Raw genomic sequence first — 12,565 nt, 5'->3', positions numbered from 1 at the left:
TACCTGTGTCCGGGGAGTTTAGGCTTTATGTTCCTGGAACAGAATGCGGTAGACACCATAGGTGATCATACCGAATGCTGTTGCCCAGCTCATGATAGCGATGTACTGCACGATATAGCCGGTGGGCATCGCCAGAAACTCGGTTACCACACCTCGACGAATCGAGCGCTCACCCAGCTCGAAGATGCGCAGCGCCAGGAAGTACAGCGACGAAGACATCACCAGTGCGGCAAACAGCGACAGCACCTTGACGATCTTCGAACCCAGGAAGCGGTCCAGCAGGTCGACCACGATATGGCCACCGCGCCAGGTGATCACCGGCATCGCCGCAAACACCATCACCGCCAGACCGATCTCGGTCATTTCGGTCCCGCCATGCAGCGGGCTGTTGAACAGATAGCGACCCAGTACATCGACACAGGTCAGAGCCATCAGGAAAAAGAGAACACTTGCCGACACCACTTCGAGGAAGAAGGCCAGCCAACGGACCGGCCCCTTCTCGTCATAGTGCGTTTTCAACCAGGCACCAAATGACATGGATTACTCCTGAGTCTGAGCTTCGTACGCGCGTGCAATGCTGCGCAACTCTTCCAGAGCGGCACGAGCATCGACACCACGGTCGGAAACACTTTCAATCCAGGCGTCATCCATACCCTTGATCAGTTCACGAAACTCCAGTGTCATCGGATCGTTCGGACCCAGCTCCTTCACGTTTACACCGGCAGCACGAGCGGCTTCGAAGCCTTCAACGTCCGCCTGGTCCCAGGCACGACCGGCCAGCGCCGACAGCTTTTCACCAGACACACTCATGATCGCCTCAGCGTCTTTCGGGTCCAGATCTTCCAGGAAGTAGGGGTCGATAAACATGGAGAAGCTACCCAGGTACATGCCACCCGGGAAAACGGTCAGGTTCGGAGCTACTTCGTGCAGGCGCAGGGACTTCTGCTCGGTCACCGGCATGAACACGCCGTCGATCACGCCCTGCTGCATCATTTCATACACCTTGGAACCCGGAGCCGCGACACCGGTGATATCCATACGCTCGGCCAGTTCGGTCTGAACACCGCCACCGATACGGATCTTCTTGCCCTTCAGGTCTTCCAGATCTTCGATCGGATCGATGGTGTGCAGCTGACCCGGACCATGGGTGAACATGCCCAGCAGGGTCAGACCTTCGAATTCACCGGCATCAGCGAAGTATTTCTGCTGAGTGCGCCAGAGTGCGACAGATGCGGCTTCACCACTGACATTCAGGCCCGGCAGTTCAACCGCCACCGGCAGCTTGAAGCGGCCAGGACCATAACCGTGATAGCTCCAGCCAGCGTTGATCACGCCATCTTCTACCAGCTGGAAGTAGGTTTTCGGGTGGCCCACGTCCTGTTCAATCTTGACCTTGACGCGACCTTCAGTCGCCTCTTCAACCCACTCGGCCCAGGTCGGCCAGACAACCGAGTTCATCGGGTTGCCCGGCGGCTGCCAGGTGCCGACGATCAGAGTGGTCTCGGCTGATACAGCAGCGGATGCGGTCAGTCCAAGTGTCAGCGCTGCGGCGCCGGCCATGGATTTTAAAAATGTCTTCACGGTGTGTCTCCCGGTTTTCTACGTCTGTTGCTACGGTCGTTATAGTTGCCGTTTAGTCGGCTTATAGTCGTGTCCGACTGCGCCCAGGGGGCAGGCACAGCCGGTTTTGGGTCTGCGCGTACAGGTTTACTGCTTGTTGGCGAAGAGGGGGTGGATGTTGTTCTTGTTGAACTTGAGTACCGGGTCCAGCTCTGTCATCTCGAACGAGATCTGTACATAACTGTCATCGGTGATCGGTTTCATCCAGTCACAGAGGATCTTGAACACCTGCTCCGCCACCTCTTTTTTCAGCTCCATATCGCGCCCGTGCCCGATCTTCAGGTTCAGGTTCAGGAAAGAAAAGTCCTCCCGGCCATCGGCCACGCGGAAATCATTGCAGCGGATTGCCCGGCTGCGAACACCACCAATCGGGAAGGCACCGGTGGAAACCACGTACTCGTGCAACTCTTTAAAAAGCGCTTGAAAATCAAGACGATCATGCAGATTGCCCGAATATTCGACAATGAAATGCGGCATCTCGGAACTCTCCCTAAACGGTTGAATTGGGCCCTTTCCCCCCCGAATTGAGGCTCGAGAGCGGCAAGGTAAACGTGCGAAATCTAATTAACATATTAACTGTTGTCAATAAGGTGGAAGTTGCAACATTTTCCTGACCGGGAGGACAGAATCTGTCTATAACTGTAGTTGCAGATGTCATATTGAGGTATTGACTTAGTTAAGATGTTAACTAAAATGCTGAGCAGATGATCGGCACCCCTTCCTGTCGGGCCATAGCCAGATTGACAGGCTCCCGGGCGCCACGAACAATCACAGACAACAAGAAGGTACGTCTCGCATGTTGACCAAAGAGCAGATCAAGGCCGCCGCGGATCGCCTGTACGAAGCTGAAGTAAACCGCAAGCAGATCCCGGCACTGACTCTGGAACACCAGGACATGACCATGGCAGATGCCTACGCCGTGCAGAAGGCCTGGGTCGATCGCAAGATCGAAGACGGCCGCAAGGTGATCGGCTACAAAATCGGCCTGACCTCTCGCGCCATGCAGATGTCCTCCAACATCGATGAGCCGGACTACGGCGTACTGCTGGACGACATGCTGTTTGAAGACGGTGCCACCATCAAGGCGTCCGACTTCCTCGATCCGCGTATCGAAGTAGAACTGGCATTCGTACTGAAAAAGCCGCTGTTCGGTGAAAACGTCACCATCTTCGACGTCATCGACGCTACCGACTACGTGATCCCGTCACTGGAACTGATCGCGGCACGCTGCCTGCGTACCGACCCGGAAACCGGCTACACCCGCAAGGTGTACGACACCATCTCCGACAACGCGGCCAACGCCGGTATCGTGATGGGTGGTCGTCCGATCAAGCCGATGGACATCGACCTGCGCTGGGCCGGCTGCATGCTGTACCTGAACGGCCAGATCGAAGAGACCGGCCTGGCCGGCGGCGTCCTGGGTAACCCGCTGAAAGGCATCACCTGGGTATGCAAGCGGTTCGCCCCGCACGGCATCGGCCTGGAACCGGGCCAGGTGATTCTGTCCGGCTCCTTCACCCGTCCGGTACCGGTCAAGGCAGGCGACACCGTACACGCCGACTTCGGCACCCTGGGTGGCGTCACTCTGAACTTCGAATAAGCCCAGCCCTTAGCGAACCCGGGTGAGGCCTGCAACCCCACCCCATTGAACAGGAGACGAGCATGGAACTGCCGAAAAACCGCTTCAAGCAGGGACTGGCCACCGGTGAAACCCAGTACGGTCTCTGGCTGGGCCTGCCGGACAACAGCGCAGCCGAGATCGCCGCTGTCGCCGGCTTCGACTGGCTGCTGATCGATGGCGAGCACGCACCTTTCGATCTGCGCACCATCATGTCGCACCTGCAGGCAATCGCCCCCTACGACACCGCACCGATCGTGCGCTGCGTTGAAGGCGATACTGCCCTGATCAAGCAGCTGCTCGACATCGGCGTACAGACACTGCTGGTACCGATGGTGGAAACCGCCGAGCAGGCAGCCCAGCTGGTGCAGGCGGTACGTTATCCGCCGCAGGGCATTCGCGGCCTGGGCACCTCCCTGGCGCGTGCCGCTCGCTGGAACCAGGTGCCGGGTTACCTGAAAAAGGCCAACGACGAAATCTGCCTGATCGTTCAGGTTGAAACCGCCAGCGCCATGGAGAACCTGGACGCTATCCTGGAAGTGGAAGGCGTTGACGGCGTATTCATCGGCCCGTCCGACCTGTCTGCTTCCATGGGGTATATCGGCGATGCCGGCAACCCGGTGGTGGTCGAGACCATCAACAAGGGTCTGAACAAGATTCGCGATGCCGGCAAGTATGCCGGCCTGCTCTGCCTGGACCCGTCCCTGGCAGACACCTACGTCCAGCAGGGTGCCAACTTCGTGGGTGTCGGCGTAGACACCATGATCCTGGCAAACGAAACCCGCAAGCTGGCGCAGCGCTTCAAACAGGGCGCTCCGGTTGAAGACGAAAAACCTCAGGCTGGCTATTAATTGCCGGTCATAACACGAGAAGGTTAATCATGACTGCAAACACTCTGGTCAACAGCAAGCTGGTCTGCGTCGCGCTGAACGACAAGGCGCAGCTGGCTGCTCTGGATGGGACATTCAACGACGCTCCCTACAAAAAACCGCCGACTCAGCCGGTGCTGTACTACAAGCCGCGCAACACCTGGAGTGTTGACGGCGCTGAAGTCGAGTGGGCCAAGGACTTCGACGGCAACGACGTTGCTGAAATGGTCGTAGGCGCCAGCCTGGGCGTGGTTATCGGCAAGGAAACCTGCCGTGTTTCCGCCGAAGACGCACTGAGCTACGTCGGTGGCTACACCATCGTGGGCGACTTCTCCCTGCCGGAGCAGAGCTACTACCGCCCGGATATCAAGGGTAAGTGCCTGGATACCTCTGCACCTGTAGGTCCTGAGATCGTTGCAGCTGACAAGATCGCCAACCCTGATGCCCTGACCGTTACTGTCAGCGTCAACGGCGAGCAGAAAAGCGTCTTCGAACTGGCCAACATGGAGCGCAGCGTTGCCGAGCTGATCAGCATCATTTCTCGCATCATGACCCTGCAGGCCGGTGAAATCATCGCGGTCGGCTTCGCCGGTGATCGCGTTGCCGTTGCCAAGGGTGACAAGGTTGTAGCAAGCATTGAGGGTGTTGGCACCCTGAACAACACGCTGGGAGGTGCCTGAGCCATGAGACACGCACGTATCGTATTTGACGGCCGCGAGCTGGACATCGACATCGACGCCAATGACCGCATCACCACATCCGAAGGTGAAGTGCTGGACGTAGCGCTGGATTCTGACCAGATCACTTGGCTGCCGCCGGTCAAAGAACCGGGCACCATTTTCGCGCTGGGCATCAACTATGCCGATCACGCCACCGAGCTGGCGTTCGAGCCGCCGAAAGAGCCGCTGATCTTCATCAAGCACGCCAACACGCTGACCGGCCACAAGCAGGTGAGCTACCGTCCCGACGGTATCGAATACCAGCACTACGAGTGCGAACTGGTTGCGGTGATCGGCAAGACCGGCAAGAACATCAAGCGTGAAGACGCACTGGATTACGTTGCCGGCTACACCGTCTGCAACGACTTCGCCATCCGCGACTATCTGGAAAACTACTATCGCCCGAACCTGCGCGTGAAGAGCCGCGACTCGCTGCTGCCGATGGGTCCCTGGATCGTTGATACCGCGGATATCCCGAACGCCAACGCGCTGAAACTGACCACCACGGTCAACGGCAAGCTGACTCAGGACGGTTCCACCAAGGACATGATCTTTGATGTACCGTTCGTGATCGAATACCTGAGCAAGGTCATGACCCTGAACCCGGGCGACATGATCTGCACCGGTACACCGCACGGCATCGTGGATTGCCAGCCGGGCGACACCATCGTGTGCTCTATCGAAGATGTCTGCTCACTCGAGACCCGCATGGTCAGCGAGCAGGAATACTACGGCGACAAATACTAAGAAGCCTCAGGAGATAACCATGAGCGATACACTGGATACCAACCTGGAACGCGCACAGCAGTACCTGGAGCGCTTCAAGAACAACACCACCGGCCACTACATCAACGGTGAGTTCACCCTGGGCAACGGCGGCAACGAATACGACAACGTTACCCCGACCGACAACAGCTCCATCGGCAAAATCATGGCCGGCTCCGTCGCCGACATGGACGCTGCCTGTGAAGCGGCCGAGAACGCCTTCGAAGAGTGGGCTTCCATGCCGGGCGCAGAACGCAAGCGTCTGCTGAACAAATTCGCTGACCGTCTGGTTGAGCGTGCCGACGAAATCGCACTGGTCGAGTCCATGGACTGCGGTCAGGCGATCCGTTTCATGAAGCAGGCCGCCATCCGTGGCGCGGCCAACTTCCGCTTCTTCGCCGACAAGGCGCCGGAAGCGCAGAACGGCCTGGCTCTGCACCAGGACGAGCACACCAACTACACCGTACGCAAGGCGATCGGTCCGGTCGGCATCATCACGCCGTGGAACACGCCGTTCATGCTGTCCACCTGGAAGATCGCACCGGCACTGGCGGCAGGTTGTACTGTTGTACACAAGCCAGCTGAACTGACCCCGCTGAGCGCTTACATCCTGGCTGAAATCGCGGACGAAGTACTGCCCAAGGGCGTCTGGAACATGGTCAACGGTTTCGGCGAGAGCGTTGGCAAGCGCATGACCGAGCACCCGGCAATCAAGGCCGTTGCTCTGGTCGGCGAATCCGCCACCGGCTCTCACGTCATGCGTCAGGGTGCTGACACGCTGAAGCGCATGCACTTCGAGCTGGGCGGCAAGAACCCGGTTATCGTATTCGACGATGCCGACTTCGAACGTGCCCTGGACGCTGTTGTCTTCATGATCTACAGCCTGAACGGCCAGCGTTGCACCTCCTCCAGCCGTCTGCTGATCCAGAGCGGTATCCGTGACAAGTTCATGGCAGCCCTGGAGCAGCGTGTACGCAACCTGAAGGTCGGTCACTCGCTGGACCCGAACACCGAAGTAGGTCCGCTGGTACACGTTGAGCACTACAACAAGGTACTGAGCTACTTCGATATCGCTAAGGAAGACGGCGCCAACATCGCGGTCGGCGGCAAGCGCATCGACGAAGCACGCGGCAACATCGACCCGGCCGGCAACTACCTGGAGCCGACCCTGTTCACCGGTGCCAACAACAAGATGCGCATCGCCCAGGAAGAGATCTTCGGCCCGGTACTGACCGCTATCTCCTTCGATACCGAAGAGGAAGCGATCGCCATCGCCAACGATACCGAATACGGTCTGTCCGGTTACATCTGGACCGAGAACACCGGCCGCGCCATGCGCATGGCCAAGCACGTCGAAGCCGGCATGCTGTGGGTGAATTCCGAGAACAACCGTAACCTGCCGTCTCCGTTCGGTGGCATCAAGATGTCCGGCATCGGTCGCGACGGTGGCGACTGGAGCTTCGACTTCTACATGGAAACCAAGAACGTCTGCATCGCCCACGGTACTCATCGCGTACCTCAGCTGGGCAAAGGCTGATCACCCAGCCTTGGCAGAACCCGCCGGGCCCCGCGTATCTGACGCGGGGCTCCGGCTCCTTCCTTCTTCTGCAGCCGCTTCTGCTATAGTCCCTGCATGAGCACACCCGACCACAACGAATGGATCCCCAACATCATCCTGGGGCAGGACTACGACCGGCGCTATCTGGATGCCCCCATCCACTACGATGTGCTGGAAAATCTGGCTGCCTTCTACGGACGGGACATGCCGGTACACCGGCACGCTCAATACCTGCAGATCCACTATATCGACCGTGGCGAGATCCGCTTCCATATCGACGACCGTATCTACCATGCTCGCGGCCCGGCTTTGGTGCTGACGCCGGCATCGGTGCCCCACTCCTTCCTGACCGAAGGCGAGGCCTGTGGCCATGTGCTGACGATCCATCAGTCGATCGCCTGGCAACTGCTCAAGGACGGCCTGCAACGGGAGATGGAGACCGAATTCAATCGCGGCCTCTGTATCGTCCGTGACGAACTGGACCCCGAGCAGCGCCTGCAATGGCCGCTGATCACCCAGACCTTCCGTAACCTCAAGGTAGAATGGTATCGCGAACGCCCCGCCAAGCGCCTGACGCTGCATACGCTGGTACGCCTGCTGCTGATCCAGATTTCGCGGCTGTCGCCCAAGGAGGCGGAAAGCACCACGGTCAACAACGATGACCTGCGCATCTTTCACCGCTTCGCCGACCTGGTCGAAGAGCACTTTCGTGAGCATCTGCATCTGCCCGACTACACCAGTCGCCTGGGGATTTCGGAAAGCCGCCTGCACCAGATCTGCCAGCGGGTCTCCAACCGTTCACCGAAAAAGCTGATCCACGACCGCATCGTGCAGGAAACCAAGCGTCTGCTGGTGTTCACCGACCTGTCCAGCAGTGACATCTGCTACCAGCTCGGTTTCAGCGATCCAGCCTACTTCTCACGCTTCTTCAAGCGCCACACCGGCATGACCGCCCAGCGCTTTCGTAACGAACACAAGCACGACAACTGGACTACTACTTAACATATTAATAAAATGGCGGTATGACTGTTTCTACAACCGCCAAACCCACACTCACCGGTACCCGTGATGCGCTCTCGGGACTGATGATTTTTCTGACGCTGCTGTTGGCGTTGCTGGATACCTTCAAGCTGGCTGCCCTTCATGATATTGCCACCCTCTGTGCCTGGAGCTTTGTCGCACTGGAGTTCAGCCGCCTGACTGCGAAGCAGCGCCTGCCCATCTACCTGTTACTCGGTTCCGGGTGCGGCTTCATCGCCTGGGCCTGGGCCAGCGGTGCCGAAATCCACCCGTTGGCAATACTGGGCGAGCACCTGAAACTGGCGATGCTACTGGCCGCCGTGAACTTTATCCGCCTGAGTACCCGGCTGGAGCAGGTCGACAGCACGCCCGGCCCTCGCAGTTTCGTCACCACGCTGGGCGGTATGCATGTGTTGTCATCGGTGGCCAACTTTTCATCGATGTTGCTGGTGGGCGAACAGCTTAAGCGCAAGGATACCCTTTCAGCCCTGTCGCAAATCATCTTGGCCCGTGGTTTCAGCCTGGCCATTCTCTGGTCGCCCTTTCTCAGCATTTTGCCGCTGGTACTGGAGCAGGTACCGGGGACAGAACTCTACGCCATCTACCCCTACACACTGGGACTGGCCCTGTTTGGCCTGGGTTATACACTGATTGAAGCCCGCTACCGATATCCCCGGAATCTCGAACACTATCAGGGCTATCCGATGACCGGTGCGACTCTGGTGATGCCGGCCTGCCTGATCATCGCCATCCTGCTGGTTAGCGGCCTCAGGCCAGAACTGCCCACTGTCGGGGTGGTTGCCCTGCTGGCGATACTGACGCCGCTGCTACTGCTGACCCTGCAGCAAGGCCCCATTAATGCCGCCAGACGCTTCTCCACCCATGTGGTGCAACGCCTGGCGGATACCCGTGGCGAGATTACGCTGTTCCTCAGCGCCGGCTTTCTGGCCGCCGGCGTCAAGGCCTGTATCGCCACCGGCCTGTTCAGCCTGCCCTTTGCCCAGACCGATGCCGCCGTGGCGATCTTCGTGATGTGGAGCATCGTCGGTTTCGCCTTCCTGGGGATTCACCAGTTCGCGCTGGTGGCTACCTATGCTGGCCTGCTGGCCGATATCACCACGGCACCGATACTGATGGCGATCGCCTATATCATCGCCACCTCGGTGTCGATGTCCGGCAGCCTGTTCAGTGGTGTAAACTTCATCCTGCAGGCCCGCTTCAACTGTTCTGGCCGCACGATTCTAAGAAACAATCTGGCCTACTCGGTGCTGATGCTGACCGCAGCTTCGGCTCTGATCTACACGCTGCCGCTTATAGGGATACAGTGATGCCACCGAGCCAGAGCCAAACGACGGGTAACTTTTCACTCATGCGTAAATACGAAGACTCCATACCGCTCAAACTGCTCAAGGCCCGCGAGGTCACCATGGGCTTCTTTCGTCCTGTACTTCAGGAAATCCCGCTGACCGAACAGCAGTGGCGTATCATCCGAGCACTGGACGAACACGGCGAGCTGGAGTCCAAGCAACTGGCCGAACTGTGCTGCATTCTCAGCCCCAGCCTGACCGGCATTATCAGCCGCCTTGAACAGCAAGACTACATCCAGCGTCGCCGCTCGCCGGAAGACCAGCGCCGCGTGCTGATCAGCCTGACCGACAAGGCCAAGGAGATGTTTGACAAGGTGAGCCCAAGCCTGGAAGCCCGCTACAAGGAGATCACCGATCAGTTCACCCGCGAGAACATGGAACAGCTCGATAAACTGCTCAACCTTCTCTGCCAGATTAAACCCTGACCCCTGTCAATAATCCTTTCTGTTGTTGAACGGCGCCCCTTTCGGGGAGCCGTTGACATTAGATAACATGTTAACTAGCATTAGTTAACATGTTAACAAAGTGCAGACGTTATTCGGATTGATCTGTTGACCCCCAGGCAGGCTTCATTGCCTTCCAGACCAGATCCGCCAACCCTCAAAACAAGAAGGTGTCACCATGGGCGAAATCGTATTAGCTGCAAAAATTACTCATGTCCCGACCATGCTGCTGTCCGAGCAGCCGGGTAAACTGCAGGGCTGCCGCCAGCAGGCAATCGACGGCCAGCGCGAGATCATGCGCCGAGCACGTGAAGCCGGTGCTGACACAGTCATCGTTCTGGACACTCACTGGCTGGTCAACGCCGGTTACCACATCAACAGCAATGCGCGTTTCAAGGGCTGCTTCACCAGCCACGAGTTCCCGCACTTCATCCAGAACCTGGAATATGACTACCGCGGCAACCCGGCGCTGGGCGACGCCATCGCAGCCAAGGCGACTGAAAAAGGCGTTTTCACCCTGTCCCACCAGGTTGAAACTCTGGATCTGGAATACGGCACCCTGGTCCCCATGCACTTCATGGAACCGGGCGATATGCCGATCGTCTCCATCGCGGCCTGGTGCACTGTGCACAGTCTGGAAGCCTCGCGCAAACTGGGCGAAGCGATCACCGAAGCGGTGAAGGAAAGCGACTGCAAGGTCCTGCTGCTGGCATCCGGCTCCCTGTCGCACAAGATCTGGGAAAACGATCTGTACGAAGCCAACAACGGCACCTTCACCATCTCCCGCGAATTCAACCGTCAGGTTGACCTGCGCGTGCTGGAACTGTGGCAGAACGGCGAGATCGACACCTTCCTGAAAATGCTGCCGGAATACGCTCAGTACTGCTGCGGCGAAGGCGGCATGCACGATACGGCGATGCTGTTCGGTGCCCTGGGCTGGGACAAGTACACCGGCAAGGGTGAGCTGATCGGTGAATACTTCCCGAGCTCCGGCACCGGCCAGGCCAACGTGATCTTCCCGGTCGACTAAGTTAACAACAGGTTCCTGTCTCCGGCTGCGGCCGGAGACCGATAACAATTACGTACTAACCCAACATTAATAAGCAGACGGAGACCCATCCCATGCTGCAAGCATCCTACCCTTACTACCTGGCCAACGAAGCTCAGGCGCCGAACCAGGACCTGGCGGTGACCGACAAGTTCAGCGGCGAAGTCGCTACGCGCGTGGCCATGGCTGACGCCGCCGCCATCGATCAGGCGATCGCCGCTGCCGATGCGGCTGCCGAGCCGATGCGCAAGCTGCCGGCGTACAAGCGTCAGGAGATCCTGAACTACTGCGTCAAGCGTTTCGAAGAGCGCGCTGAAGAGCTGGCTGTTGCCCTGTGCATCGAAGCCGGCAAACCGATCAAGGATGCTCGCGGTGAAGTCACCCGTCTGATCGATACCTTCCGTATCGCCGCCGAAGAAGCCGTACGTATCGGCGGTGAAGTGGTGCCGATGGATATCACACCGCGTGCCGAAGGCTACACCGGCATGTGGAAGCGTGTGCCGATCGGCCCCTGCTCTTTCATTTCTCCGTTCAACTTCCCGCTGAACCTGGCTGCGCATAAAGTGGCTCCGGCCATTGCGGCGGGCTGCCCGTTCATCCTGAAGCCGGCAAGCCTGACGCCGATCGGTGCGATCATCATCGGTGAGATCCTGGCCGAAACCGACCTGCCCAAGGGTGCCTTCTCCGTGCTGCCGTGTCACCGTGACGGCGCCGACCTGTTCACCACCGACGACCGCCTGAAGCTGCTGAGCTTCACCGGTTCTCCGGACGTGGGCTGGCAGCTGAAAGCCAAGGCCGGCAAGAAGCCGGTGGTACTGGAACTGGGTGGCAACGCGGCCTGTATCGTTGATGAAGGTACCGACATCGATGATGCTGTTGCACGTATCGTGTTCGGCGCTTACTACCAGTCCGGCCAGAGCTGCATCAGCGTGCAGCGCATCATGGTGCACGAAAAGCACTACGATGAAGTCCGCGACAAGCTGTCTGCAGCGGTCAACGCCCTGGTATCCGGCGACCCGAAAGACGAGAACACCTTCATCGGTCCGATGATCTCCGAGAAGGAAGCAACCCGTCTGCACAACTGGGTACTGGAAGCGAAAGAAGCCGGCGCAACCGTACTGGCGGGTGGCGAGCGTGATGGCGCCATGCTGCAGGCGACCCTGCTGGCGGACGTTGCACCGGATCTGAACGTGAACACCCAGGAAGCCTTCGGTCCGGTAGCAATCCTGTCCAAGTTCAGCGATTTCGATGCGGCACTGAAAGAGGTCAACAACTCCGACTTCGGTCTGCAGGCCGGTATCTTCACTCGCGACATCTACAAGATCCAGAAAGCCTGGGACGAACTGGAAGTCGGCGGTGTTGTCATCGGTGACGTACCGTCCTGGCGTGTCGACCACATGCCGTACGGCGGCGTGAAGGACAGCGGCCTGGGTCGTGAAGGCGTTCGCTACGCGATCGAAGACATGACCGAACTGCGCATGCTGGTCGTTCGCAACCCGAACTAAGGATCTCTGCAGGGGCTCTCAGGCCCCTGCAGC

The 12,565-nt window shown here is 58.7% G+C and carries 13 protein-coding genes; 10 read left to right on the top strand and 3 right to left on the bottom strand.

Annotation, left to right across the window (positions count from 1 at the left end; all coding sequences use genetic code 11):
- Positions 1-18: 18 nt before the first annotated feature.
- The 3 genes from ABD013_RS09005 to ABD013_RS08995 form a co-directional block, all read right to left on the bottom strand.
- On the bottom strand, positions 19-537 hold the full coding sequence (locus tag ABD013_RS09005) for a TRAP transporter small permease (protein ID WP_343805017.1): 519 nt from the start codon (positions 535-537) through the stop codon (positions 19-21).
- A gap of 3 nt (positions 538-540) precedes the next feature.
- The gene (locus tag ABD013_RS09000; RefSeq protein ID WP_343805789.1) at positions 541-1,560 is read right to left on the bottom strand and encodes a TRAP transporter substrate-binding protein; all 1,020 of its coding nucleotides are present in this window, start codon (positions 1,558-1,560) and stop codon (positions 541-543) included.
- A 147-nt stretch (positions 1,561-1,707) separates the two neighbouring features.
- Positions 1,708-2,097, bottom strand: a complete 390-nt coding sequence (locus ABD013_RS08995) for a 5-carboxymethyl-2-hydroxymuconate Delta-isomerase (protein WP_343805015.1) — start codon at positions 2,095-2,097, stop codon at positions 1,708-1,710.
- Positions 2,098-2,416: 319 nt separating this feature from the next.
- Between ABD013_RS08995 and hpaH the strand changes: the two genes are divergently transcribed.
- From hpaH to ABD013_RS08945, 10 genes are all read left to right on the top strand, one after another.
- Positions 2,417-3,220, top strand: a complete 804-nt coding sequence (hpaH, locus tag ABD013_RS08990; protein WP_343805013.1) for a 2-oxo-hept-4-ene-1,7-dioate hydratase — start codon at positions 2,417-2,419, stop codon at positions 3,218-3,220.
- Between the two features lie 62 nt (positions 3,221-3,282).
- The gene (hpaI, locus tag ABD013_RS08985; protein ID WP_343805011.1) at positions 3,283-4,089 is read left to right on the top strand and encodes a 4-hydroxy-2-oxoheptanedioate aldolase; all 807 of its coding nucleotides are present in this window, start codon (positions 3,283-3,285) and stop codon (positions 4,087-4,089) included.
- A gap of 29 nt (positions 4,090-4,118) precedes the next feature.
- Positions 4,119-4,787, top strand: coding sequence for a fumarylacetoacetate hydrolase family protein (locus tag ABD013_RS08980; RefSeq protein WP_343805009.1), 669 nt, complete (start codon positions 4,119-4,121; stop codon positions 4,785-4,787).
- Between the two features lie 3 nt (positions 4,788-4,790).
- A complete protein-coding gene (locus ABD013_RS08975) occupies positions 4,791-5,573 on the top strand; it encodes a fumarylacetoacetate hydrolase family protein (RefSeq protein WP_343805007.1) in 783 nt (260 codons plus the stop codon).
- Positions 5,574-5,592: 19 nt separating this feature from the next.
- Positions 5,593-7,128, top strand: a complete 1,536-nt coding sequence (gene hpaE / locus ABD013_RS08970) for a 5-carboxymethyl-2-hydroxymuconate semialdehyde dehydrogenase (RefSeq protein WP_343805005.1) — start codon at positions 5,593-5,595, stop codon at positions 7,126-7,128.
- Positions 7,129-7,224: 96 nt separating this feature from the next.
- Entirely contained in the window at positions 7,225-8,151 is a 927-nt protein-coding gene (gene hpaA / locus ABD013_RS08965) for a 4-hydroxyphenylacetate catabolism regulatory protein HpaA (protein WP_343805003.1), read from the top strand.
- 20 nt (positions 8,152-8,171) lie between these two features.
- Positions 8,172-9,497, top strand: coding sequence for a hypothetical protein (locus tag ABD013_RS08960; protein ID WP_343805001.1), 1,326 nt, complete (start codon positions 8,172-8,174; stop codon positions 9,495-9,497).
- A 41-nt stretch (positions 9,498-9,538) separates the two neighbouring features.
- Positions 9,539-9,961: a homoprotocatechuate degradation operon regulator HpaR gene (gene hpaR, locus ABD013_RS08955; RefSeq protein ID WP_343804999.1), complete on the top strand. Its 423-nt coding sequence runs from the start codon at positions 9,539-9,541 to the stop codon at positions 9,959-9,961.
- 196 nt (positions 9,962-10,157) lie between these two features.
- Complete coding sequence (gene hpaD, locus ABD013_RS08950; protein WP_343804997.1) at positions 10,158-11,009, top strand: 3,4-dihydroxyphenylacetate 2,3-dioxygenase; 852 nt, start codon at positions 10,158-10,160, stop codon at positions 11,007-11,009.
- Between the two features lie 92 nt (positions 11,010-11,101).
- Positions 11,102-12,532, top strand: a complete 1,431-nt coding sequence (locus ABD013_RS08945) for an aldehyde dehydrogenase family protein (protein ID WP_343804995.1) — start codon at positions 11,102-11,104, stop codon at positions 12,530-12,532.
- Positions 12,533-12,565 lie beyond the last annotated feature (33 nt).

The organism is Marinobacterium maritimum (assembly GCF_039523155.1).
GTDB lineage: Bacteria > Pseudomonadota > Gammaproteobacteria > Pseudomonadales > Balneatricaceae > Marinobacterium > Marinobacterium maritimum.
The sequence above is the reverse complement of the archived record's forward strand: the minus strand, read 5'-3'. Positions and strand labels throughout refer to the sequence as shown.